At 64.9% G+C, this 25,213-nt stretch carries 22 protein-coding genes and 1 other RNA gene; 7 read left to right on the forward strand and 16 right to left on the reverse strand.

Annotation, left to right across the window (positions count from 1 at the left end; all coding sequences use genetic code 11):
* The first annotated feature begins 87 nt into the window (after positions 1-87).
* Both AC1KVG_RS09310 and AC1KVG_RS09315 read left to right on the forward strand, forming a co-directional pair.
* Complete coding sequence (locus tag AC1KVG_RS09310; RefSeq protein WP_481094214.1) at positions 88-1,032, forward strand: MBL fold metallo-hydrolase; 945 nt, start codon at positions 88-90, stop codon at positions 1,030-1,032.
* A gap of 1,042 nt (positions 1,033-2,074) precedes the next feature.
* Positions 2,075-3,727: a M28 family metallopeptidase gene (locus AC1KVG_RS09315; protein ID WP_481094262.1), complete on the forward strand. Its 1,653-nt coding sequence runs from the start codon at positions 2,075-2,077 to the stop codon at positions 3,725-3,727.
* 112 nt (positions 3,728-3,839) lie between these two features.
* On the opposite strand, the gene AC1KVG_RS09320 is transcribed toward AC1KVG_RS09315, so the two are convergent.
* Positions 3,840-3,915: non-coding RNA, sX9 sRNA (locus tag AC1KVG_RS09320), on the reverse strand.
* 59 nt (positions 3,916-3,974) lie between these two features.
* Positions 3,975-4,445, reverse strand: a complete 471-nt coding sequence (locus AC1KVG_RS09325) for a Rap1a/Tai family immunity protein (RefSeq protein ID WP_115039417.1) — start codon at positions 4,443-4,445, stop codon at positions 3,975-3,977.
* Positions 4,446-4,489: 44 nt separating this feature from the next.
* Here AC1KVG_RS09325 and yedA point away from each other — a divergent pair, with 44 nt between their 5' ends.
* Together yedA and rarD are read left to right on the forward strand one after the other, a co-directional pair.
* Positions 4,490-5,431, forward strand: coding sequence for a drug/metabolite exporter YedA (yedA, locus tag AC1KVG_RS09330; protein ID WP_172839258.1), 942 nt, complete (start codon positions 4,490-4,492; stop codon positions 5,429-5,431).
* A complete protein-coding gene (gene rarD, locus AC1KVG_RS09335; protein WP_481094215.1) occupies positions 5,428-6,339 on the forward strand; it encodes an EamA family transporter RarD in 912 nt (303 codons plus the stop codon). Before yedA ends, rarD begins: the two co-directional genes overlap by 4 nt.
* Positions 6,340-6,533: 194 nt before the next feature.
* Here the strand turns inward: rarD and AC1KVG_RS09340 are convergent, their stop codons facing one another.
* The 5 genes from AC1KVG_RS09340 to AC1KVG_RS09360 form a co-directional block, all read right to left on the reverse strand.
* Positions 6,534-7,649: an alpha/beta hydrolase family protein gene (locus AC1KVG_RS09340; protein ID WP_481094216.1), complete on the reverse strand. Its 1,116-nt coding sequence runs from the start codon at positions 7,647-7,649 to the stop codon at positions 6,534-6,536.
* Between the two features lie 188 nt (positions 7,650-7,837).
* Positions 7,838-9,163, reverse strand: coding sequence for an ABC transporter permease (locus tag AC1KVG_RS09345; protein WP_481094217.1), 1,326 nt, complete (start codon positions 9,161-9,163; stop codon positions 7,838-7,840).
* Between the two features lie 7 nt (positions 9,164-9,170).
* Positions 9,171-10,331 (reverse strand): ABC transporter permease, encoded by a 1,161-nt coding sequence (locus tag AC1KVG_RS09350; protein WP_481094218.1) that lies wholly within the window; start codon positions 10,329-10,331, stop codon positions 9,171-9,173.
* 12 nt (positions 10,332-10,343) lie between these two features.
* Positions 10,344-11,033 carry an ABC transporter ATP-binding protein gene (locus tag AC1KVG_RS09355; RefSeq protein WP_006448816.1) on the reverse strand — a complete coding sequence of 230 codons (690 nt, stop codon included), beginning with the start codon at positions 11,031-11,033 and terminating at the stop codon, positions 10,344-10,346.
* Between the two features lie 388 nt (positions 11,034-11,421).
* Positions 11,422-12,666 (reverse strand): efflux RND transporter periplasmic adaptor subunit, encoded by a 1,245-nt coding sequence (locus AC1KVG_RS09360; protein WP_481094219.1) that lies wholly within the window; start codon positions 12,664-12,666, stop codon positions 11,422-11,424.
* Between the two features lie 435 nt (positions 12,667-13,101).
* Here AC1KVG_RS09360 and AC1KVG_RS09365 point away from each other — a divergent pair, with 435 nt between their 5' ends.
* From AC1KVG_RS09365 to AC1KVG_RS09375, 3 genes are all read left to right on the forward strand, one after another.
* The gene (locus AC1KVG_RS09365) at positions 13,102-14,289 is read left to right on the forward strand and encodes a sensor histidine kinase (protein ID WP_481094220.1); all 1,188 of its coding nucleotides are present in this window, start codon (positions 13,102-13,104) and stop codon (positions 14,287-14,289) included.
* A gap of 91 nt (positions 14,290-14,380) precedes the next feature.
* A complete protein-coding gene (locus AC1KVG_RS09370; RefSeq protein ID WP_074056481.1) occupies positions 14,381-14,983 on the forward strand; it encodes a response regulator transcription factor in 603 nt (200 codons plus the stop codon).
* Positions 14,984-15,321: 338 nt separating this feature from the next.
* Positions 15,322-16,110 carry a ThuA domain-containing protein gene (locus AC1KVG_RS09375; protein ID WP_481094221.1) on the forward strand — a complete coding sequence of 263 codons (789 nt, stop codon included), beginning with the start codon at positions 15,322-15,324 and terminating at the stop codon, positions 16,108-16,110.
* Positions 16,111-16,388: 278 nt separating this feature from the next.
* On the opposite strand, the gene AC1KVG_RS09380 is transcribed toward AC1KVG_RS09375, so the two are convergent.
* The 9 genes from AC1KVG_RS09380 to AC1KVG_RS09420 form a co-directional block, all read right to left on the reverse strand.
* Positions 16,389-16,931, reverse strand: coding sequence for a cytochrome b (locus AC1KVG_RS09380; RefSeq protein WP_115039428.1), 543 nt, complete (start codon positions 16,929-16,931; stop codon positions 16,389-16,391).
* Entirely contained in the window at positions 16,928-18,022 is a 1,095-nt protein-coding gene (locus tag AC1KVG_RS09385) for a catalase family peroxidase (protein ID WP_481094222.1), read from the reverse strand. Before AC1KVG_RS09385 ends, AC1KVG_RS09380 begins: the two co-directional genes overlap by 4 nt.
* A 610-nt stretch (positions 18,023-18,632) precedes the next feature.
* Positions 18,633-20,003: a leucyl aminopeptidase family protein gene (locus tag AC1KVG_RS09390; protein ID WP_481094223.1), complete on the reverse strand. Its 1,371-nt coding sequence runs from the start codon at positions 20,001-20,003 to the stop codon at positions 18,633-18,635.
* A 42-nt stretch (positions 20,004-20,045) separates the two neighbouring features.
* A complete protein-coding gene (locus AC1KVG_RS09395) occupies positions 20,046-20,783 on the reverse strand; it encodes an HAD family hydrolase (protein WP_481094224.1) in 738 nt (245 codons plus the stop codon).
* Between the two features lie 123 nt (positions 20,784-20,906).
* Positions 20,907-22,013, reverse strand: coding sequence for an AI-2E family transporter (locus AC1KVG_RS09400; RefSeq protein ID WP_043889516.1), 1,107 nt, complete (start codon positions 22,011-22,013; stop codon positions 20,907-20,909).
* 172 nt (positions 22,014-22,185) lie between these two features.
* A complete protein-coding gene (locus tag AC1KVG_RS09405) occupies positions 22,186-22,569 on the reverse strand; it encodes a hypothetical protein (RefSeq protein ID WP_481094225.1) in 384 nt (127 codons plus the stop codon).
* Positions 22,566-23,054, reverse strand: a complete 489-nt coding sequence (locus AC1KVG_RS09410; protein ID WP_115039437.1) for a phage holin family protein — start codon at positions 23,052-23,054, stop codon at positions 22,566-22,568. Before AC1KVG_RS09410 ends, AC1KVG_RS09405 begins: the two co-directional genes overlap by 4 nt.
* Before the next feature lie 3 nt (positions 23,055-23,057).
* Entirely contained in the window at positions 23,058-23,420 is a 363-nt protein-coding gene (locus AC1KVG_RS09415) for a hypothetical protein (protein WP_006450942.1), read from the reverse strand.
* 115 nt (positions 23,421-23,535) lie between these two features.
* Complete coding sequence (locus AC1KVG_RS09420; RefSeq protein ID WP_006450943.1) at positions 23,536-24,972, reverse strand: Do family serine endopeptidase; 1,437 nt, start codon at positions 24,970-24,972, stop codon at positions 23,536-23,538.
* Positions 24,973-25,213: the final 241 nt, after the last annotated feature.

The following is a 25,213-nucleotide window of genomic DNA, read 5'->3' on the forward strand; positions in this document are numbered from 1 at the left end:
GATGTATCGCTGCCTGGAACTGCGAACACAGCCAGCGCAAAGCCCTTGCGCCTACACTGCGGTTTCCTGGGCAAGCATGGTGTGGGAATGACAGCGACAGCCGATTCCAGCATCCAGACCATCGATACCGGCTTTGGCGGTGTGCAGTTCGATGCGGCGTACCTGATCGTCGAGGCGCAACGTGGCGCCTTTGTCGATTGCGGTACCTCGCTGTCGGTGCCGCACATGTTGGCTGCGTTGCACTCCGCCGGGCTGACGCCTGCGCAGGTGGAGTGGTTGATCCTGACCCATGTGCATCTGGATCACGCTGGCGGCGCGGGTGCCTTGCTGCAGCACCTGCCCAATGCGCGCGTGCTGGTGCACCCGCGCGGCGCGCCGCACATGATCGATCCCACCCGGCTGATTGCCGGTGCCACCGCCGTGTATGGCGAGGCGGAAATGGCACGCAGTTATGGCGCCATCGTGCCGGTGCCCGCCGAGCGGGTGGTGGAAGCAGCCGATGGGCAGACCGTGATGCTGGGCGAGCGTACGCTGCGCGCCATCGAGACGCCCGGGCACGCACGGCATCATCTGTGCGTGTGGGACGCGCGCAGCCGCAGTTGGTTCACTGGCGACACGTTCGGCTTGTCGTATGGCCAGCTCGATAGCGCGCAGGGCGCCTTCATCCTGCCGACCTCTTCGCCGGTGCAGTTCGAGCCGGAAGCGATGCTGCACTCGATCGCGCGGCTGATGGAGACCGCGCCGGCCGCGATGTATCTGACCCATTACGGGCGCGTCACATCGCCGGAGCCATTGGCGCAGGCGCTGATCGAGCAGATCCATGCGATGACGGCCATTGCACTGAGCTGCGCACAGCGTGCGGACCGCCATCGCTGCATGGTGGCGGCGTTGAGTGAGCTGTATCTGGAGCGCGCCCGCCTGCACGGTTGTCGCCTGGACGATGCGAGCGTGGCGCAGCTGCTGGCCACCGATATCGAACTCAACGCGCAGGGATTGGCGTGCTGGCTGGATCGAGCAACGCGGACGAGTTAGCGCGCTTGGAGCGGCTGACAAAATCGCTTGAACGCTGTATCGCTGGCTGCAACGTGTTGGCCGCACTCGCCTTGGCTGACAAGTGGAGTGATGTCGGGAATGGCAGTGACGTTGCTCGCATCGAAAAGAGCCGATCAGACCGCAGCGCAACGCGCACTGCTCGCAACCATGCACCGAAACTTGGTTGGTCGAGGGCGCGGTGCCCTCACCGCCCGCGGGACACGCCGCAAGTACGTCCGTGTAGGCTCGGTGGCGGCATCCATGCCGCCACACGGTCCCGCAATCGGTGAGGACACCGCACCATAAAGTTGGCCGGTGGTTGGGTGAAAGCCTGCCTGTGATCGCGTTGCGTGTTGGGTTGCGAAGCTGATCGCCGCAGCGTTATCCGAACAACACACGTCATGCGTTGCTTGCAACCATGCGCACCGACCATCTCGACGGGTCCTTGCCCGCCCACCGTCGCGGGACCTTATGCGGCATGGATGCCGCAGAAGAGCTTACAAGGACGTACTTGCAGCGTGTCCCGCGATGGTGGGCAGGCAAGGGCCCTCCAACAAAACGGCAGATCAATCGCTCTGCAACTGCTCTATCCGCAGTGTCCAAATCACTTACACCATAAGCGGCATTTCGAATAGCAATGCACACCGACCATCTCGACTGGTCCTTGCCTGCCCACCGTCGCGGGACCATACGCGGCATGGATGCCGCGTAAGAGCCTACACGGACGTACTTGCGGCGTGTCTCGCGATGGTGGGCGGGCAAGGGCCCTGCAGCCAAGCCGCAGCTCAGCCGCTCTGCCCACGACGCATCCGCACCGTGGGAAAAATGATGTGTGTGATCTGTTTCATCGGCGTCTGGCGCAATGAGGCATTCTCGATAACGCTGCCTGCGCGCTGGCTTCAATGAAAAACGCTTCCCGCGCTTTAGCAAGGCATGCAGTCCATGCGATCGAATGCATTCTCGTGTCATGGTGCTCCGGTGTCGGCCGCACGCTTGTAAACTGTGTGTCATCTATCTGTTGCAAGGCCACGCCGTGAATCCGATGCGCATCCTGTTGTTGTCCGCCTGCCTGTTTGTGGGAGGCGTGGCGCAGGCCGCTAACGATCTGCCGGGCGGCGGCATCGATGCCGAGGCGCTGTCGCGGCATGTGCGCCTGCTGGCATCGGACGAATTCGAAGGGCGTGCGCCGGCCAGCGCCGGTGAGCAGCGCACCGTGGATTACCTGGTCGAGCAGTTCAAGACGGCAGGCCTGCAGCCGGGCGGCGAGCAGGGCGGTTGGACCCAGGCAGTACCGTTGGTACGCGCGCAGGTGGATGGCCCGGTGCGCGCCAGCCTGCGCGTCGGCGGCAAGACCCAGACCCTGGTCAATGGCACCGATGTGACCTTGCAGAGTCTGCGCCCGCTGGATGCGGTGGCCTTGAAGAATGCACCGCTGGTGTTCGTCGGCTACGGCATCAGCGCGCCGGAGCGGCACTGGGACGACTACAAAGGCGTGGACCTGCGCGGCAAGATCGCGGTGGTGCTGATCAACGATGCCGATTTCGAAGCGCCGCAGCCGGGTGCATTCGATGGCAAGGCGGTGACCTACTACGGCCGCTGGACCTACAAGTACGAAGAGGCCGCACGCCGCGGCGCTGCCGGTGTGTTGATCGTGCACGAGACCGCGCCGGCCGCGTACGGCTGGGCGACGGTGCAGAGTTCCGGCTTGTCGCCGTTGTTCGATATCGAACGCAGCGATGCCGATGCGAAGGCGCAGCATGTGCCGGTGCGCGGATGGATGCAGCAGGCGTTGGCGGTGTCGCTGTTCCAGCGCGCCGGGCTGGATTTTGCGCAGGCCAAGCAGCGTGCGCAGCAGCGCGATTTCGCGCCGATCGTGTTGGGCGATGCCAAGCTGTCAGTGGACTTCAAGCTCAAGCGCGAGCGCGTGGTCACCCATAACGTGGTGGCCAAGCTCACCGGCAGCCAGCATCCGGACGAAACGGTGATCTTCTCCGCGCACTGGGATGCCTTCGGTGTGGGCAAGGCCGATGCCGGCGGCGATACCGTGCGTCGTGGCGCAGTGGACAACGCTACCGGCGTTGCCAGCGTGCTGGAACTGGCGCGCGTGTTCGCAGCCGGCCCCCAGCCGCAGCGCACGTTGTATTTCATCGCATTGACGGCAGAAGAAAAGGGCCTGCTCGGCGCCAACTATTACGCCGCGCATCCGCTGGCGCCGTTGGACAAGACCGTGGCGGTGCTCAACATGGAGATGTTCAGCCCGGATGGCCTCACCCGCGATATCGCCTCGTGGGGACGTGGACGCGTCTCGCTGGAAGGCGAATTGGAGCAGGCCGCCAAGGCGCGCGGGCGCAGCTATTCGCCGGATCCGAATCTGGAAGCGGGTTTCTTCTACCGCGCCGACCATTTCGCGTTCGCACGCATGGGTGTGCCGGCGATTACTGCAGGCCCCGGTCTGGACATGCTCGAAGGCGGTGTGGCGGCCGGCAAGGCGCTGCGCGATAAATACTTTGCCGAGTGCTATCACCAGCCCTGCGATCGCTGGACCCCGCAATGGGATGCCAGCGGCCATGCGGCCGACACCACGCTGGTCTACGACGTGGGCGTGGCGCTGGCCAACGGCCGGCATTGGCCGAGCTGGCAGGACGGCTCGGAGTTCAAGGCAATCCGTGCCAAGAGCGATGCGGCGCGCAAGTAAGCGCGCAATGGTGAGGGCATCGCGCCCTCGACCAACCGGGCGACATTCGACTGCCCGGCGCTGTGGTCAACGCTCAGGTATTAATGGTTGCCGATGGACCTGCTCTAAGAGCGGCTAACAAGCCGTAGTGAGCAGTCGTCAGGTGGGTGCCGACGGCGCGCTCAGAACCGAGTGTACGAGTGGTACATGCCGCACCGAGCACCGGCCGCGCCCGCCTGGCGGTAAGCGCAATCGTTTATTAGCCGCGCTAAGGCTTGCCAGGATTGCGCTGCGCGTTGCCCGCCGCAGCCTTGGCGCGCGCGCCGCCGCAGGGATAGCGTTTGGCCAGCGCCTGGACGATCAAGTCAGGCGCTGCTTGGTCCTGGCGCGCGTCGGGCAGCGCGCCGATATCGGCGATGATCGCCTGCAGATCCGGTGTGCCTGCCTTGCCTGCCGGCATGCACCACTGCTTGCGGTAACTGGCGCTGGCGACGCCGAGCAGGTAAGCGCCGGCGCGGCTGGCCGAGACCAGAACCTTGAATTCGAGCTGCGCTGGCGCGTCGATTTCCGGCGCCAGCGATCCGTCCAGCCCGGCCTCGATCAGCTTGCGCCCGCTGAGTTCCCATGGCTCGGGTGCGCGTGCCGATGCCGTGGTGGAAAGCGTGGTCAGGGCGGCCAGGGCCAGCCAGGGAAGGCGAAGCTGCATGTGCACTCTCGGATGCGGATTGGCTCGCACCATACCGCGATAGGCGGCCGCTGGCTGCGTGCGGCGTCGGCTTGGGCATGTGCTCTAGAATTGAAGCTTCCGCTGCACTTGGCCCTGTTCCGATGTCTTCCTCTCACGACGCTGCCGCGCCTGCGCGCAGCGGGCTGGTCGCTCTCGCGTTGTTGCTGGTCTACGTGGTCTGGGGCTCGACCTATCTGGCGATCCGGTTTGCGCTGGAAGGTGGCGCGTTGCCGCTGACCATGGTGTCGGGCACGCGCTTCATCGTGGCCGGCACGGTGCTGTATGCGGTACTGCGCTGGCGTGGTGTGGCCGCGCCGACGCGTGCGCAATGGAAGAACGTGGCCTTGATGGGTGCGGCCTTGTTGCTGCTGGGCAACGGCATGGTGGTCTTGGCCGAGCGCAGCGTGTCGTCCGGCCTGGCCGCCACGTCGGTGGCATCGGTGCCGTTGTGGATGGCGTTGTTCGGCGCGTTGCGTGGGCAGCATGCCAGCCGTGGCGAATGGCTGGGCATCGTGATCGGCTTCCTCGGTGTGGTCTGGCTCAACGCCGGCAGCAGCCTGACCGCGACGCCTGGGGGATTGGTGTTGTTGCTGATCGCGCCGATCGGCTGGGCGTTCGGTTCGGTGTGGTCGCGCGGGCGCGATCTGCCCTCGCCGTTCATGACTGCCGCCGGGCAGATGCTGTGCGGCGGCGTGCTGTTGGTGAGCACCGGCCTGCTGATCGGCGAGCGTCCCCACAGCTTGCCGACACCGCAGGGACTGCTGGCGGTGGCGTACCTGTGCGTGTTCGGCTCGATTGTGGCATTCACCGCCTACGTGTGGCTGCTGCATCACGTGCGCCCGGCGTTGGCCGGCAGCTACGCCTACGTCAATCCGGTGATTGCGGTGGGGTTGGGCGCCTGGCTCGGGCATGAGCGTTTCAGCGCGCACGACATTGGTGCGATGGCGGTGATTCTGGCGGGCGTATTGGTGGTGACCTTGGCCAAGGCGCGGCGATGAGTGCGGTCTCGCCGATCGAGGCGCGTCGCGGCCTGTTGATCACCGCATCGACCTTCGTGATCTGGGGCCTGGTGCCGCTGTACTGGCATCTGCTCAAGGCGGTGCCGTCGCTGCAGATCATTGCGCACCGCATCGTCTGGAGCACGGTGCTGGTAGTGGCGTGGTTGCTGGCGACATCGGGCCTGCGTTGGTGGCGCCAGATCGCCGCGCAGCCACGCGCGTTGTGGATGCTGGCCGGCAGCAGCGTAGCGATTGCATTCAACTGGGGCCTGTACATCTGGGCGATCAACGCCGGGCATGTGATCGAAGCCAGCCTGGGCTACTTCATCAATCCGTTGCTGAGCGTGTTGCTGGGCGTGCTGGTGCTCAAGGAACGCCTGCAGCGCATCCAGTGGGTGGCGGTGGTGTGCGCCACACTGGGCGTGTTGTGGTTGACCATCGATGCCGGTGCGCCGCCGTGGATCGCCTTAGGGCTTGCGTTCTCGTTCGGTGCCTACGGCTTGCTGCGCAAGTTGGTGGCGGTGGATCCGGTGGCCGGGCTGGGCGTGGAAAGCGTGTATCTGTTCGTGCCGGCGCTGCTGCTGGCCGGCTGGGGCGAGCAGGGCCATGGCGGCGCCTTCCTGAGCGGCTGGGAGTTGCGGACCGATTTGTTGCTGATCTTCGGCGGCGTGGTAACGGCGGTGCCGCTGATCGGGTTTGCGTATGGCGTGCGGCGGATTCCGCTGTCGCTGGTGGGCATCCTGCAATACATCGGGCCGAGCCTGCAGTTGCTGCTGGGCGTGTGGTTCTTCCACGAGCCGTTCGATCAGGGGCGTGTGATTGGGTTTGCCGCGATCTGGGTCGGGCTGCTGTTGTTCGTTGGCGACAGCGTGTGGCGTTCGCGGCGGCCGGCTGTGGTGGTTCCCTAAGCATCGGTCGTGCGCGCTCCGGCAGCCTGCCGTTGTACGGCTCCCGTCTGGATGCAGGTGACTGCCAGACCACTGCGCTCAGCGCCGTGCGGGCGCAGTCGCTGCTCGACATCGGCATGTCATTTGTAAACGCCGGTCAGGAGCGTGCGGTCCGCTCCCATTGAGGACCGCGCGCGACGTTTTGTCGGCCGCTCTCAGCCGCGCGGCGCCACTGCCGGTGTCGCCACTGCGAGCGTGGAGGTCGGCAGTGCCTGTGGTGCGGGACAGTGGCTTGGGTCCTGTTGGGTTTGCGCCAGCCATTGATCGATCGGCCCGCCGAGCAGGTCCAGCCGCAGTGGCAGGCTCAGATGGTTTTCTCCCGGCAATTCGACGTAGTGCGCGCGCGGGCTGGCCAGCGCCAGCGCACGCCCGTGTGCGACCGGGATGTGTTGATCGGCATCGCCGTGCAACAGCAGCACGCAGCTGCGGGTGTCGGCCAGGGCGTGCGCGACATCGACGTGGTCCAGATCCAGCTGGAGTTGGCTGTCGGCGGCGGCGATCACCGCATCGATATTCTGGTCGGCATAGCGCCAACGTGCATAGGCGGCCACCGCCTGCCCGCGCCAGCCGTTCGGTTGGCTGGTGAGCAGGTGCGGCACCATGTCGCGGATGCCACGCCCGGCATTGGCGAAGGATTCCATCGCCACCACACCGGCGACGCGCGGCCCAAGTTTGTCGGCGGTGAACAGCGCGGTGGCAGCGCCATAGGAAATGCCGAACAGATACAGCGGGCCGCGGATTTCGCCGCGCGGCTGCAGCGCATCGAGCACATCGATCACGTCATCGGATTCGCGTGTGCCGTAACCGGATGGGCCACCGCCGGAATGGCCGTGATTGCGCAGGTCGATGGTGATCACCCGGTAGCCGGCCTGCGCCAATTCCAGCGACCATGGCAGCAGCGAATCGCCATCCATCATCCAGCCGTGCAGCAGCACCACAGTACCGCGCGGCGTCGGCGGGGTGGCGGTGGGAACCTTGAAGCTGAAATCGACATCCAGCACATGTGCCGGATCGTTGCGCTGGCCCAGATAGCGGTACTGCATGGCGTACTGGCCGGGATCGATGGCGCGCCAGAAGATCGGTACCTGATCGCGCGTCACCACATGCCCGCTGCGGTTGGGCACGGTGGCGATGGTGGCGGCGATGCGCTCCTCGTCCAGCAACGGCGATACGCCACCGGGCGCAACCAGGCGCTCGCTGAGCGAGGTCGAGGACGAAGAACAACTGGCCAGCCACAGGCAGGCGCAGGCCAGCAGAATCAGGCGCATCATGGCAAAAGATCGATGGATGAAACGGCCGAGCAGGCTACGGCCTGCCCGACCCGCGCATCTACCGCATTGCAGTGACAAAACGATGACAGCCTGCAATGTGTTCAGCCGCGGCACCCGCACCCACTCTGCCTTGGCTGCCACAAATCCCGAATCCCGCCTCCCAAATCCCGGCGGGCCAACAGCCCGCCTTACACCTCACGCAACGCCGTGGTAATCGGCAACCGCGCCGCGCGTAACGCCGGGAACAGCCCGCCGACCAGGCCAATGCCTAGCGCCCATTTCAGCCCGCTCCACAACAGCTCCGGCGAGACCTTGAACTGGAACACGATCTGGCTGAAGTTGTTGCCCAGCGTGGACACGCTATAGCCGTTGAACACCGCCCAGGCGATCAAGCCACCGAGCAGGCCGCCCAGCAGCGCCAGCAACATGGTTTCCAGCATCAGCGCCATGATCACCGGCGTGCCGCGAAAACCGATCGCACGCATGGTGGCGATCTCGCGCGCGCGCGTGGCCACCGCCGCATACATGGTGTTGAGCGCGCCGAACACCGCGCCCACCGCCATGATCGCGCCAATCACCGTGCCCAGGATGCTGATCAACTTGTTCAAGCCGCCGCCCTGTTTGCCGTAGTACGCGCGGGTGGTTTCCACATCCAGCTTGAGCCGCGGGTCGGCGGCCATGGCGGTCTTGAACTGGCTAAATCCAGCCTTGCCCGCAGTGCGTACGCTGATCGACTGATAGGCGCTGCGGTTGTAGGTGGTGGCCAGCGTCTGCGCATCGGTCCACAGCTCCGAGTCGTGCGCATCGCCGGAGGCGAACACGCCGACCACGGTCCATTGCTGGCTGCCGAGGGTGAGCGTTTTGCCCAGTTCCAGCCCGCGAAACTGATTCAACGCGCCCTTGCCGACCACGATCTCGCGTAGGCCGGTGGTGAAGCGCCGGCCCTGCACGAGCTTGACCTTTTCATGCACCGCCCAGGCCTGTTCGCCCACGCCACGCACTTGCGCGTTGACGTCGGTGCCATCGGACTTGGAGGCGATGTTGACCACCTGCGAGAGTTCCGGCGACAACAGCGGGCGGCCGTTGGCGTCGGCGGCGATGCCGGGCAGGCTGCTGATCAGCGGCACCAGATCGCGGGTGATCACCGAGTTGGTTTCCGCCTGCGAGCCGCCGCGCAACACAATGGCAGTGGTGTCGTCGCCGGTGTTGTTGAGCGTGGCCTGGAAGCCCTGGCCCATCGCCAGCATCGCCACCAGCACGCCGACCACGCCGGCAATGCCGACCACGATCACCGAGCTGGCACCCCAGCGTTGCGGCAAGGTGGCGATGCCGATACGCGCGGCGGCCAACGACAGCCGGCCGCTGCGTGTGGCCACCAGCCACACCGCCAGCACGACGGCGAGCACCAACACGCCGATCCACGGCAGCGCGATCCACACGCCCAGCCCGACGGCCAGCAACACGACCGACACCAGATTGACGAGACGGTTCTTCCATTTGGTTTGCATGTGCATGCTCCTGTCAGCGGCCGGCGAGGGCATCAACGATCTTCAAGCGCTGCGCGCGTAACGCCGGCAGCACACCCACCACGATGCCGATGCCGGCCATCAGCCCCAGCCCGACCAGCCAGGTCTGCAGCGGCACGCTCTGCACCGGCATCACCCCGCCGCTGCGTGCGGCCACCATCGGGATCACCAACGCTGCCAGGCCCATGCCGATCAACCCGCCCAGCCCGATCAACAGCACCGATTCGACCATCACCAGACTCAACACTGTGCGGTCCTGAAAGCCCAGCGTCTTGAGCGTGGCCAATTCCGGAATGCGCTCGCGCACCGCCTGCGCCATGGTGTTGCCGGTCAGCAGCAACAAGGTGAAAAACACCGCCGCCATGATCGAAGTGACGATCAGCCCGATATCGGCGAACTGTTTGAGGAAGGCCTGCTGGAACGCCGATTCGGTCTGCGACTTGGTTTCGTGATCGGAGTTGGCCGACAACGCATCGATCGCCTGCGCCACGCGCGAGGCCTGGTCGGCATTGCGCAGCGTCACCGTGTACCAGCTAACCTTGCTCTTGATGTAGTCGTTGGACTCGTCGAAGTATTTCCAGTTCATCATCAACTGGCGTTCCTGATTGGCTGCCACCGTGCGGTCTTTCATGCGAAAGATGCCGACCAGTTGCAGCGGCCAATCGTTGCTGCCACCGCGCGGAAAGATGGTGGCCTGCAACGGGATGGTGTCGCCGATCTTCCAGCCATTGGCCTTGGCCAGGCTCTCTCCGACGATGGCGCCGGTGCGCGTGGTCTGGAAAGCCTTGAGCTGGTCTTTGGGCAGCTCGTATTCGCTGTAGACGTCGAAGAAGTTGGGCGCCACCGAGAAGTTGGGGAAGAAATTCTTCGGGTCGCGATAGATACCGCCGAACCACATCGCCGAGGTCACATCGCGTACGCCCGGCACGCTGCGGATCTGCGATTCCAGGCTGATCGGCAGCGATTGGGTGATCGACAAACGCGAAGCGACCACCAGCCGGTCCACACCGCTGACGCTGCCGCCGGAGGTGAAGGCAACACGCACCGAATCGAGCATGCCGAACAACAAGAATGCCGCCACCACCGACAACAGCGTCAACAAGGTGCGGGTCTTGCTGCGGAACAACTGCGCCCAGACCAACGAGAGATACTTCATGGCATCACTCCTTTAGAGCACAAGTGGCGCGTCGGCCAGCTCGCCCTTGTCCAGATGGATGGTATGGGTGGCGTATTCGGCGGCCTTGGGGTCGTGGGTGACCATCACGATGGTCTTGCCGTGTTCGCGATTGAGTTCCTGCAGCAGGCGCAGGATCTCTTCTGCGTTGTGGCGATCCAGATCGCCGGTGGGTTCGTCGCAGATCAAGAAAGTCGGGTCGGACACGATCGCGCGCGCGATCGCCACGCGTTGCTGCTGGCCGCCGGATAACTCGCTGGGTTTGTGGGTGCGGCGTTCCTGCAGGCCGACCAGGGTCAGTGCGATTTCCGCATTGCGTTTGCGTTGCGCAGCATTGAGCGAGGTGAGCAGCAACGGCAGCTCCACGTTCTTCTGCGCGGTGAGCATCGGCATCAGGTTGTAGAACTGGAACACGAAGCCGACGTGGTGACTGCGCCAGGTCGCGAGCTGGCCGCCACTCATGCGATCGATGCGCTCGCCTTGAATCTCGATCTCGCCACCGCTGGGGCTGTCCAGGCCACCAATCAGATTGAGCAAGGTGGTCTTGCCCGAACCGGACGGACCCATCAATGCGACGAAGTCGCCGTTGGCAATGTCCAGGTCGATGCCGTGCAACACCTGCACCTGCTCGGGGCCGCGTTGGTAGGTCTTGGTGATGTTGCGCAAGCTGACGAGAGCGGTCATGGCGACTCCTGGCGGTGCAATGGGAAGAGTGAGGGCGGTGCGGCATGGCGACTGCGATTGCGATTGCATTGAAGCGGCAAGGCGAGATGCGATGACTGTGGCGTTGCAGGGCAGTGCAGCGCCGTGCAACGAAAGACGCGAATGCCGGGCGAAGCGCTCGATTGCGCCTGGCGGCGACGCCCGAGCGTTTTATTTCTGCAATGAGCGATAACGAGGTTCGATGCGGATCAAGATCAACATCGCGTTCTTTGGTGCGTGTTCACTGCGCTTTGTTCAACTGCAGCGCCATCCAGGCGCAACGACGTGCGTATCGAATGGCCGCCAACGCGGGCACCGCGCTCCCCTGAGCGGCGTCGCTACCCACGTTTTACCGCAGTGGTCGTTGCCGTTACTCGGCAGCGTCCGGTTCTGCTTCCGCCACCGTGTCGCCGTCCTTCAGGCTCTGCGGCGGATCCAGCACCACGCTGTCGCCTGCGCTCAGGCCGGATAACACCTGGCGGTCCTCGCCCATCACCATGCCGGGAGTGACCGTCTGCGCGCTGACGGTGTTGCGCTCGCCAACCACGAACGCCACCGTGCGCGTGTCGCGTTCGACCAGCGCCGTACTCGGCACGCGCACGCCCTGCGGCTTGCTTGCTTCCTGCGGTTTGGCTTGTTCCAGAAAGCTCACCCGCACGCCCATCTCCGGCACGATGCGCGGGTCCTTGACCTTGAACGCCACGCGCACTTTCACCGTGGCCTTGCCGCGGTCGGCGGTGGGAATGATGGCGATCACTTCGCCGGGAATCTTCCATTCCGGGTAGGCGTTGAGCACCGCTTCCACCGGCATCTTCGGCTGCACGCGGCCGATGTAGGACTCGCCGACTTCCACCTCGATCTCCAGCGATTCCATATCCACGATGGTGCCGATGCCGGTGCGGGTGAAGCCGCCGCCGGCCGACAACGGCGAGACGATTTCGCCGGGCTGCGCAGCCTTGGCGGTGACCACGCCGGCAAACGGTGCACGCACCACGTTGAAGTCCGAGCGGATCGCCGAGATTGCCAGCTGATCCGATGCCACGCGCACATTGCGTTGCGCGTTCTGCAGCTGTGCGCGCAAGGCGTCGCGTTGTGCGGTGGCCTGCTCGTACTGCGAGCGTGAGACCAATTGCGCGCCGACCAGCGATTGCAGCCGCGTGGCATCGGCATTGGCCACCGCCAGTTGCGCCTGCATGTTGCCGACCTGGCTGCGTGCGGCAGACAGTTGCGATGCAGACAGCGTGCGCTGTGCTTCGGCATCCAGCGGGTCCAGCGTGGCCATCACCTGGCCTTGTTCGACCCGCATGCCTTCTTCGATCATCACCTCGCGCACCTTGCCGGTGACCTGCGCCGACACCGTGGCCATGCGCCGCGCCACCACGTAGCCCGACGCATCCAGCACCGAGGCGCTGCTGCTGCCGGCGCTGATCGCCACCACCGGTGCGGTCTGCACCTTCGCCACCGGGCGACGGGTGAACCACCACGCCGCAGCTGCCAACAGGATCACGATGACAACAGCAGCGATGATCCAGCCACCGCGCCGTGCAGGCTCAGGGGTGGCAGGACGCTGGCGGTCGATGCGGAGTTGCTTGAGTAGATCGGCGGAAGTATTCATCGATGACCAGGACGGGATGCTGCGCAAAATGTGACGGGCCGCAGGCGGCGCTGCAAGCTGCCGGAAGTCACCAACACAGCTGCGGCGACGAACGGTCGTGCGATCCAACGCTACTGCAAGGTGCTGCGCAGCATGCGACCATGGCGGCGTCGGCCACCAGTGACAGCTGTCACCTGCACGCCATGACAGCGGCGACTGGCTGCGCTCGTAGTGCTGGGCCACGCTGCGCCATCGTCATGACTGCCGAAATCGCCATGCTCTGCGTCCACCTGCGCTGTCCGTGCGTGCCGCTCGCTGTTTCAAGGAATTGCCATGTGCCTGCGCAACCGGGCGCTGCAGATGCATGAGACCGCTCGCCCGCAGCGGCCAGCTGCGTCGCCTCACGCGGCGGGCCCGGCAGTGGCAGAATCCGATCACTCACAGGGACCCATCCCGATGCGCTTGTGGCTTCCCGCCTGGCTTCGCCCCGCCGCCAATTCGCAGGTTGCCGCGCGGCTGGCGCAGGGCCAGTCGCCGTGGATGGATGGCGTGCACCTGCTGTGGTCGAGCTGGGTGTTCGTGGTGCCGGTGTTTTCCTCGCGCGGGTACGACAGCACGTGGCTGCTGTGCACGCTGCTGTCGTATCCGGTGTTCCTGCTGCTGTACGCGCGCATGTTGCTGGCGCCGCGCGGCACCCTGTATCGCTATGCCTGGGCGATGGGCGTGCTCAGTGCCGCGTTGTTGCCGGTGTATCCCTCGGGCATCAGCTATTTCGTGTTCGCCTGCCTGAGCCTGCGCCCATCCACGCGGCATGCGGTGTGGCGGCACTTCGCGATGCTGGTGGCGATGAACGCGCTGTACCTGGGCTGGGCGCACTGGCTGGGAATGCGCCTGCAGTCGCTGGTGTGGCTGCCGGTGTCGGTGCTGGGCATGGCTGCGGTTGGGGCTGTCTACAGCATCAACGAACGCAAGGACGCGTTGCTAAGGCTGTCGCAGGACGAAGTACGTCGATTGGCCGCCACCGCCGAGCGCGAGCGCATCGGGCGCGACCTGCACGATCTGCTCGGCCACACCTTGTCGTTGGTGGCGCTCAAGTCCGATCTGGCCGCGCGCCTGATCGAACGCGACCCGCAGGCCGCGCGCAGCGAGATCGATGCAGTGGCGCAGATTTCGCGCGATGCCTTGGCGCAGGTGCGGCGTGCGGTCACCGGCATCCGCGCCGCCGGGCTGGTGGCCGAGCTGGCATCGGCACGTGTATTGCTGGACATGGACGGCATCGTGCTGGAACACCAGCTGGAAGCGCTGGCATTGCCGCCCGAACACGAGACCGCACTGGCCCTGGTGGTGCGCGAAGCGGCCACCAATGTGCAACGGCATGCGCAAGCCAGACGTGTGTGCGTGAGCCTGCGCGCGCAAGGCGAGCAGGCGGTGCTGGACATCAGCGACGACGGGCGTGGCGGTGTGATCGTGCCCGGCAATGGCCTGGACGGCATGCGCACGCGCCTGCATGGACTGGGTGGCGCGCTGGAGGTGGAGGCCCTGCCGCGCGGCATACGCCTGCGCGCCAGCGTGCCGTTGCCGCGGCCGACACTGGCGACGGCGCAGCCGCCATTGCCGGTCCCGTTGATGCCGCAGTCGCGCTGATCGCACCTGCGCTGACTGCACCTCACTCAATGCATGGCCTGCGCCATGGCTGCTATCGTGCGCCACCGTTGTCTGCATGCGAGCGCGAGCGATGATCCGGGTGTTGTTGGCCGAAGACCAGGCGCTGCTGCGTGGCGCATTGGTCGCCTTGCTGGGACTGGAAGACGATATCGAGGTGGTCGGCAGCGCAGGCGATGGCGAAAGTGCCTGGCGCGAACTGCAACGCCTGCAACCGGATGTATTGATCACCGATATCGAAATGCCCGGGTTGACCGGCCTGGAACTGGCCCAGCGCATCCAGCGCCAGGCGCTGCCGGTGCGGGTGATGATCGTCACCACCTTCGCCCGCCCCGGATTTTTGCGTCGCGCGCTGGATGCCGGCGTCGCCGCGTATCTGCTCAAGGATGCGCCAGCCGAACAACTGGTCAGCGCGCTGCGTCAGGTGCAACGCGGCGGGCGAGTGATCGACCCGCAACTGGCAGTGGACGCGTGGGTGGAAGCCGACCCCTTGAGCGAACGCGAACGCACCGTGTTGCGGTTGGCTGGCGAAGGCCGCTCGGCCAGCGAGATTGCGCAGCAACTGCAGTTGTCGCATGGCACGGTGCGCAACTACCTGTCCGAATGCATCGGTAAGCTGGGTGTCGCCAATCGTATCGAAGCGTATCGGTTGGCGCGGCAGAAAGGCTGGCTCTGAAACATTGACGCAGACGCAGACGCGTTGCGGTGCCAGCGAGCGCAACCCTGGATGGCATTGACCGTGCAATGCCACGCATCAGTCGTGTACTGCCGCAGCGGGCAGCTTTCCAAACCGTGCCCAAGTGCGGCTAACAACACGACTGCGCTCACTACCAGGCGGGTGCAGCAGGTGCCAGGTATAGCATGCACCGCTGGCACGTCTCGGTTCTGATTACGCAGTCAGCAGAGTCCGCAGTCCGCTGACGACTTCTCGCCGCGATTTGTCAGCCACTCTAAAAAGCATGTCGCACGCACGCAGGTACACTGCCGAACGAGTGATCATCGCGAGCGAACTGCATGAAATATCTGTGGCTGTTGGGTCTGCTAGTTGCCTGCACATTCAATGCATCCGCCGAGCAATTCAAGATATTGGTGGCGGCCATTCCCAACCAGTATCACCACGACTATATCCCGGTGGCCAAGCCGCAATTCGAAGCGATGGCGCGCAAGCACTATGTCGAGCTGGTATGGGCGTGGAATGCCAAGGCCTTCGATGGCGATCTGTCGCAATACGCGGCGATCGTTTTGCTCAATACACCGGCCGCCGATCTGGATCCCACCCAGCGCGCGAACTTCCAGAAGTACGTGCGCAACGGCGGCGGCGTGGTCGCGGTGCACAAGGCCTTTGCGATCAAGCGCGGCGAGTGGGAGTGGTACGACCATCTGATCGGACGCTCGTTCCGCACCCATCCGTACATGCAGACGGCGATGGTGGATGTGGTGGACGCCAATTTCCCGGCCACTGCCGGCCTGCCCAAACGATGGGTGTGGACCGACGAATGGTACGAATACGATGCGCCGTACAGCGATGACCTGGTCACGTTGTTGACGGTTGACGAAACCAGCTACGACGCCACGCTGATCTGGCCCGGGCAGGTCGCCAAGGGCATGGGCAAGCAGCATCCGGTGGCGTGGTATCACCATTTCGAAGGCGGCCGCGTGTTCGCCACCGCGCTCGGCCATTTGGCCGAGGCGTATAACGACCCGCGCTATCTGGATCATCTTTACGGCGGGATTTACTGGGCCGCGACTGGCAAAGGCATCGATGCATTTACGCCAGCGGCTGAAACAAAGCGCCAGCGTTAAGCATTAGCCCCTCTCCCCTCGGGAGAGGGGTTGGGGTGAGGGTACGGGGCAAAGCCACTTGGCGAGTGGGATTACGAGGCTTCGCCCGTACCCTCATCCGCCCCTGCGGGGCACCTTCTCCCGGTGGGAGAAGGGACTAAGCCGCTTTGTGCGTGGCATGGATCACCCTCAAGGCTAGAGGCAATCAAGCCCCTCTCCCGCCGGGAGAGGGGTTGGGGTGAGGGTACGTCGCAGTGAAGTTACGCTGTGCAACACGTCTTCAACCACGCACCCACCCATCAACGCGCAGACCGCTCCCCGCGCGCCATGCTGGAAAACACGCCGTCCCGGCGCACCCACGCATGAAACAACGCCGCGCTCAGATGCCCCAGTACGGTGGCAAACAACAGATACGCCAACCAGCCATGCGCGCTACGCAGCCATGCGTACAATGCAGGATCGTGCGGTGCGATCGGCGGCAATTGCGCGCCAGGCCACAACACGATCGGATACGCGCCGGCCGACAACATCGCCCAGCCGATCAGCGGCATGCCGAGCATCAACGCATACAGCAACCAGTGTGAGGCGATCGCAGCAGCTTTTTGCCACGCGGGCAGATCGGCCGGTAGCGGAGGCGGGCGGTTGCGCAGGCGGTTGATCAAGCGCAGCACCGCAAGGATCAGGATCGTGATACCCAGCGGACGATGCAGGTCGATCAACCATGGCCGCTGCGTGACCGAGGCCACCATGCCCACGCCGACGAACAACATGGTCAGGATCATCGCGGCCATTAGCCAATGCAGCACGCGTGCGGGCAGATTGAAGTGGGTGCGGCTGCTCATGGGTGGGCTCCGTGGCCGGTGGCGGCGGCGCCTTGGCCGTTGGCGATTTCATGCTCGCGTCGATTGAACGATTGCGAATACACCGACGAACGCGCCGCCAGGATCGGGTCGTTCGATCCGGCGATGCCCTTGGGCAAAATCAGCGGGTCGTAGTTGAGATCGCGGCACGGGCCGGTGGCCTGCGGCTCGGCATGATCGATCGAGACGGTACCGGCCACGATCTGCTTGCGGCCTTCCGGCCATGGTTGCGAGGGATCGTCCACCGCATCGCCCGGTTCGGCGATGGTCAGCACCATGTCCCAACGCAACGGTCCCTGCGCCAGACGCTGATCGAGATCGGTGGCGAGAAAATCACCATCGGCCTTGGCACGCTGCTCGGCACTCAATTCCTTGAACGGCGTATGCGGACGCATCGACCAGCGGATGTAACGCTCGCGTCCATCGGCGGCAATGGCGCGGAAGGAATTCACCCCGTTGTACTGCGTGTTGGCCCAACTATCCGACCACGGCGCGGTCTTGGCCCACTGCTGAAACTTGGCCGCTTCCGGATACTGCTTGCCGAACGCGGCCAGCTTGGCCGGATCCGGTTTGCCGGTGGCCGGGTCCGGCTTGGAGGCCACATTGAGCGCTTGAAAACCCGCTGGCGTGGCCACCACGAAGAACGGAAAACTGTTCATCGCGGTGCGCCATTCCTGCCCGTCGTCGCTGCGCAACAGCAGCGCCATGCTGCGTACGCGCGCGGCGCCATCGGCGCCATGCGGGTCGCCGCCGCCGATCGACATGCGCCCGAGCACCGGCGTGCTGTCCTGGCTGAAGATGCGTGCCGACGACAGCCAGGTCGCCTTGCCGCTGGCCTTGAATTCGCCGCTCACACACACGCCTTTGGTGTGCGCGCGGCGAAAGCCCGGATGCGGCGGTCCGCTGGATTCGATGGTGTCGGTCATGCGCGCGGCGGTGAGCCGGTCGCTACCGATCCAGCCGGCGGTCCAGGCGAATGCCACCGCGATGCCGCCGGCAATCGCAGCAATGCCGAGCAGCGGCGCCACAGCACGTGAGCGCTGCGGCGGTGGAGAGGGAGGTGGCACGTTCATGGCTGGCTCCGGTGGGCGATGCAATGAGGGTCGATGCGGTACTGAGTCAATGCAGTAAGACAATGTGCGGCGCAGTGATGGTCAGGCCCGCCAACGTGCGGCGCAGGCACGACACGTGGGCGAATAGTCCACGCTCCAGTGCGTCTACTGTGTGATGCCGCCACCAAAGCGGCCGATGAATGATCCCGATGACGGGCAATGGCGCAGCGTGCTGAGGGCATTACGCCCTCGACCCGCTCGGCTAGGGGATCTCCAGATGACGCTGAAGCTCGAGCGCTCGGTCACTTTGAGAGAGTAATCGAACGGTCTGGATGCGTCGGTTGTAGAGCATTGGTGCTGCGACTTGGCTGCAGGGTCCTTGCCCGCCCACCATCGCGGGACACGCCGCAAGTACGTCCGTGTAGGCTCTTACGCGGCATCCATGCCGCGTAAGGTCCCGCGATGGTGGGCGGGCAAGGACCTGTCGGGATGGTCGGTGCGCATGGTTCAAGCAGTGAATGCGGCGCGGTCTGATCAGGCAGCTTCGATCCGATCAACGTTTCTGCCATTGCCGACATCACATCACGCGTCAACGAAGGCCAGTGTGGCCAACGCCGTTTGTCAGCTGCCCTTAGCCGCCGTAACGTTGCTTGAGCATCGCGTAAGCCGAGCGCAACGCCAATGCTTCGCCACCGGCCGGGCGGCCGGGGCGGTCGCTGTCGTTCCAGGCGTACACGTCCAGATGCGCCCACAGCTGGCCCGGGGCGACGAAGCGCTCCAGATACAGCGCGGCCGTGACGGCGCCGGCCATGCGCGAGCCGGCGTTGGCCATGTCGGCCACGTGGCTGTTGAGATAGCGCAGGTACGGGCGCCACAGCGGCATGCGCCAGACCGGGTCGCGGGTCTGCTCGCCAGCGCTCAGCCAGGCCTGCGCCAGGGCATCGTCGTTGGCGAACAGCGCAGGCAGATCCGGGCCTAGCGCGATGCGCGCGGCACCGGTGAGCGTGGCGAAATCCAGGATCAGATCGGGACGCTGCTCGGTGGCGTAGCTCAGCGCATCGCACAGCACCAGGCGGCCTTCGGCATCGGTGTTATCCACTTCCACAGTGACGCCGGCGCGGGTGGTGATGACTTCGCCGGGGCGGAACGCATCCGGGCCAACGGCGTTTTCCACTGCAGGAATCAGCAAGGTCAGCCGCACCGGCAACTGCTGCGCCATGACCAGGCCGGCCAGTGCCAGCGCATGCGCCGCGCCGCCCATGTCCTTTTTCATGTTGCGCATGCCATCGGCCGGCTTCAGATCCAGCCCGCCGGTATCGAAGCACACGCCCTTGCCGACCAGCACCAGATGCGGATGCTCGGCCGCGCCCCAGCGCAGCGCGATCAGACGCGGCGCGCGATGCGAGGCGCGTCCCACTGCATGGATGGTGGGGAAGTTCTGCGCCAGCAACTGCTCGCCGATGATCGCCTCGACCTGCGCGCCATACGTTTGCGCCAGTGCGCGCGTGGCATCTTCCAGCTGTTGCGGGCCCATGTCTTCGGTGGGTGTGTTGACCCAGTCGCGCACGCGTAAGCAAGCTTCGATCAAGGCGCGGGTTTCCGCCGATGGCGCAGCCGCCAGTTCGGCCGGTGCACGCGGCACCTTGCGATAGCGCGAGAAGCGATACGCGCCCAAGCCCCAGCCCAGGTGCAGCAGCGCCTGTTCGGTGTCGCTCAATGCGCTGGCCAGCGTCCAGCGGCTCGCCGGCGGCAGCGCCATCGGTGCATGTGCGTAGGCATAGGCGTCGGCACGGTCGCCGATGCCCAGGATCGCCCCGGCCAGCCCGTTTTCGCCTGGCAATAGCAACACGCTGCCCTGCGCCGCATCGAAGCGCTGCGCCTGCGCCCACGACAACACACGCGTGGGCTGCTCGGCGCACCAACCTGCAAAGCCTGCGCGATCGAGTACATACAGCGGCAACGCGGCGGCGTTGGGATCGATGAAACCGGTGAGCTGCGACATGGGAATCCTTGAATGCGGCGCCGTGCGCCGAGCAATAGTGGCTCAGGCGGGAAGGCGGACGCCATCGTGTGCGGCGCCTGGATGCGGCCGGTGTGCGTCGAGCCACTCGGCCAGCCCGGCCATGGAGTCGAACTCCAGATCGGGCTGCTGTGTGGGGTGCGACCATTGCGCGCCTTCGCGATTGATCCAGCATGCGCGCAAGCCGGCATCCAGCGCGCCCAGCACGTCCATGCGCACGTGGTCGCCCACATGCAGCACCTGGGCCGGCGGTGTGTCCAGCCGCGCGCATGCGGCCAGGAAGATGCTCGGGTCGGGTTTTGCGCTGCCGTGTTCGCGCGAGCCCAGCTGAAACGCAAAGTGGTGCATCAGCCCGATGCGCTGCAGATCGGCATTGCCGTTGCTGAGCGCCGCCACCGGCACATGTGCGGCAATGCGCGCCAGTGCGTCGAGCGCATCCGGATAGCATTCCACCTGGTTGCGCGCGGCGTAAAACACCTCATAGGCGGGTTCGAGCAACGCCAGATCGCCGCCGCTCTCGCGCAGCGCCATTTCCAGCGTCAACCGGCGCAGTGCGCTGAGGTCGTGATGCAGGTGCGGGTTGTCGGCAAAGCTGCGCTCACGCAGCTCGCGCATTGCCGCTACCGGGAAGCGCTCGGCGGTGACCGGGCTGTGCTCGCGCATCCAGTCGTACAGCACCTGATCGATCCGCGCCCCGATCGGCGCAAAGGGCCACAACGTATCGTCGAGGTCGAGAGTGATGGCGCTGATGTGGAAGCTCATCGGCAGATTTTACGGTTGTTGCGATGAAAAGGGGATTGGGGAGTCGGGATTGGAGATTCGCAACGGCGATGCGCGGTCGCTTTTACCAATCCCCAATCCCCAATCCCGACTCCCCAATCCCGGCTACTCAAGCAGCCTGGCCCAACGCTGCATCCCCTCCACCCGGCTCAGCACCATCTTGATGCAAACCAGCAGCGGCACCGCCAGCAGCAGGCCCACCATGCCCCACAGCCAGCCGAACAGCATCAGCGCCAAAATCAACATCAGCGGCGAGATCGCCATGCGTCGGCCCAGCACGATCGGGGTCACTACCTGGCCTTCGATGGTGTGCAGCGCCAGATACAGGATCGCCGGCAGCATCGCCGACAAGGTGGTGCGGAATTCCACAAAACCCATCAGCAGCATCAGCATCACGCCGATCAGCGGGCCCACATACGGCGCGAAGTTGAGCAGCGCCACCACCGTGCCCCACAGCAAGGCTTCAGGCAGCGGAATCTTGAGCGCATACAGGATGCCGGCGAAGACCAGACCCACCAGCGTATTGATCACGCTGATGGTGAGCACATAGCGCGAGACCTCGCGTTCGATGTCCAGCATGATTTCGGTGGTGAAGCGCTGTTGCTGGCGATTGGGCAGCAAGGCGATCGCATGCCGCTGTAGGCTTTCGCCATAGACCATGAAGAAGAACGTCAGCAGCACCACCGCCAGCACCGAGGCGGCCAATTTGGGCGTACGCACCAGCGCCTTGTACGGGTCGTCCATCTGCGTGCGCACGATCTGCACATTGCGCTGGCCTTCGCCGCCGGCCGCGCGTGCAAAATTTTCCGCGGCCTGGTTGGCCTGCATCACCGGCTTGGTGAGATCGCGTACATCGCGCGCGATCTGGCGCATCTGCCGCGGCGCCTGCTGCACCCATTCCGCAGCCGGGCCGGCCAATTGCGCGGCCAGCGCCACGGTGCCGGCCAGGCCCAGGCACAACACCATGAAGGCGCCAAGAAAACGGGGGATATAAAGCTTGCGCAAGCCGCGCAGGATGGGATTGCCGATCAGAGCGAAGAACGCCGCCAGCATCACCGGCAGGATGATCGTCTGCGCTGCCCACAAGGTGTAGCCCACCGCCAGCGTGGCCAGCACCACCAACGAGGCGGGGGCCCGCGGGCGCGGTGCCGGTGGGGGCGGGAGCGATTCTGCCGGGACGGCAGCATCCAATGAGTCGATGGGAAGAGACATGCGCGCCCTGGCAGCAGACTGGCGTGGTGCCAGCGGTGGGCCATTATCGGCAGAACGCGTCAACAGCGCGCACAGAGTCTGTGCGCATCACGTCAGTATCGAAAACTCGGTGGCGGACTCGGCCGCACAGACAGTACACAAAGGCACACGGTGGCCGCCTTCAGCGCAGCAATCAGGCTGCGCGGTCTACCGGCGCCTCCACCACGGTCACCGGCGGATCGGCAGCAACCTCTTCAGCGTTGTCGGCCGCACGTTCGGCCTGCTCGGAGGCCTCCTGCGCGCGATGTGCGGTAAACAGTGCAGAGATCGTACTGATCATCTGCAGGATCTTCGGGATACCGCCCAGCTTGCTGGCGATGCTGCCAAGCGCGGCTTGCGGTTCGTTGCGGCCGGTGACAAAGCCCAGTCCGAAACCGACCACCACGATGCGCAGCGGCGACCAGCCAGCACGCCACGTCTGGCGTAATTCACCCCAATGCTGACGCGTTTCTTGGGCGCGCCCTTCCACCAGAAATTCAGCGCGCTCGACGCGCTGACGCAAGGTGCCAAACTTCATGTACGCGCTCCATTGCTGGGCGATGCAGTGGCATCGTCGTCGTCATTGCTGTCATCGAAGATGCCCAGCTTGATCAGCTGACGACGTGTCGCATTCAAGCCGGTGTGATCGAAGTAGAAGAACACCCGCCACGCCGCGATGCCGGTGACCAGCAAGCTGGCCAACGCGGTGAAGAACATTGCCTGGAACCACGACAACCCGGCGCGCTGCAACAACGCAATGATCGCGCCTGCCAACAACAACCATGATGAAGCGCCGAAGACCACGGCAACGCATGCCCATGCCAGGCCGCGCCCGAAGGCACTACGTGCAAGTTGCAGATCGGCCGACACCAGCCGGCGTAATGCGCGGCTGGTGTCCTTGGCCGAGCCCAGCGTCGCACGGCCGGCAGCGCCGACCGCACGCACGCTTTCGTCCAGTCCTGGCGTTTCCGTACGCGCGTTGGGCGCGTCAGATGCTCCAGCTGTAGAGGCCTGATCGCTCACGACTTAGTTGTCGTTGCTGCGTGCCAGCTTGGCAATGATCCAGCCGGTCGCAAATGCAACGCCAAACGCTGCCAGCGGACGCTCGCGGATCAGATCGGTGGCGCTTTCCAGCAGGTCGTTGCCCTTGCTGACCAGCACATCGAGCTGCTCTTTGGCAGCGGCGCCGCCGAACTCTGCAGCCGCCATGCCGGCCAGTGCGGTGTCGGACAGCTCTGCCTTGACGTTGGCGCGACCGAGCTTGAGCTCATCGCCCGCAGCGCTGGTGGCGCCCTTGACCGCTTCGCCTGCAGCGCTGGCCGCGGACTTCAGGTGGGTGCTGGCTTCGCTCAGATTCTCTTTCAGCTGATCGGTATTGGTGGGGCTCATGCGATATCTCCTTCGGTCATTGATGGCAGCCGCGACAGCATGCGGGCGTGGTGCAGCAATAGCATCGCTGCGGTGTAGGGGGTGTTAGTGGACGTGCATCGCAGTGCACGCCACGTCAACGCATCAACGCGTCGTACTGCGCGTTGCCACGCAAGATGCGTACAACCAATTGCTGCGGTTTGCGTTGAAAGTTGGCGCGCCAGCTGGCCAGATCGGCAAACTCGCCCACGCTGCTGGCCACGATCACATCGCCGCTGACCAGACCATTGGCTGCGGCACGACCGCCGCGTTTGACCTCGCTGACCATGACGCCGGTGATGCCGGATTGGCGCAGCGATTCTGGCAGGTCCACAAAGGTGGCCCCGCCCAGGCGTGGGTCGAGCATGTCGCCGGTAACTGCGCGATCCTGCTCTTTCAGTGTGGCGCTGAGCTTGAGCGGTTTGCCGTCGCGACGAATCTCCAAGGTCACCGCACTTCCTACCGCTTGCAGGCCTTCGTAGTTGTGCAAGGCTTCGGCACTGTCCACGCGTTGGTCGTTGGCCGCCACCACCACATCGCCCGGCTGCACGCCTGCGGCCGCAGCAGCGGAACCTGGCAACACGCGCGTCACCAGGGCGCCGCGCAACGAATCCACACCCAGGCCCTGCAGCATCTGCTGGGTAAGGTTCTGGGTTTCCAACCCGAGCGTGCCGCGCACCACCACGCCCTTGGTGACCAATTGCTCCACCACATTGCGCGCCAGGTTGGAGGGGATCGCCAGGCCCAGCCCGATATTGCCGGCCATGCTGCCCTGTGGATTGAAGCTGGCAGTATTGATGCCCACCAACTGGCCTTGCAGATTGACCAACGCGCCACCGGAGTTGCCCGGATTGATCGAAGCATCGGTCTGGATGAAGTTCTGGTAGCCCAGCCCGCGAATACCGCTGCGGCCCACCGCCGAGACGATGCCGGAGGTGACCGTCTGGGTGAAGCCGAACGGGTTGCCGATCGCCACCACAAAATCGCCCACGCGCAACGCGCTGCTATCGGCCAGTTTGATGTCGGTGAGCTTGTCGGCCTTGATGCGGATCAGCGCGATATCGGTGTCGGCATCGGAGCCGATGAAGTCGGCCTTGACGGTGCGCCCGTCGCCGAGTGTCACCTGCACGTCGTCGGCATTCTCGATGACGTGGTGGTTGGTCAGCACATAGCCCTTTTGCGCATCGATGATCACGCCCGAGCCGAGCGATTCGTTGATGCGGTCCTGCGGAATTTCCGGAAACAGCCGGCGCAGGATCGGGTCGTTGAAGAACGGATTGCGCACGCGCACCACTTGCTTGGTGTTGACGCTGACCACCGCCGGCATCGCCTGCTGCAGCATCGGCGCCAACGACGGCACCGGTTGCCCGGCGACCGCAGCCGGCAACGCGGCGGCGGCGGGCAGGGTGAAGGACGCAGTGCCGGCCGGGGTGGCCTCGGCACGGTTGTCCAGCCAGGCATTGATGCCGGTGGCGGCGAATCCGCCGAACGCGGCGGCCAATGAAAGTGTCAGCAGGGTAGGCAGCGGTCGCATGCAACGGAATCCGGTTACGCGGTGGAAGAGGAATAGGGCGTCTGACTGCGTAAATCAAGCTGAACGAGAGTGCCAGTGCGTGATTTAACTCCTGGTGAAAGCGCCACGCACCCCTTGCAGGCCTTGCGTTGACAGCCGCTTGAGCCCGGCGTAGCGTCCGCTTGATCCGATGCCTGTTCAGCATACGCATGCCGTCGTGCATCGCCTGCGTTTTTCAGAAATGACGCCCTTGAGGAGGGTC

It is taken from the genome of Xanthomonas sp. NCPPB 3959 (assembly GCF_056675575.1).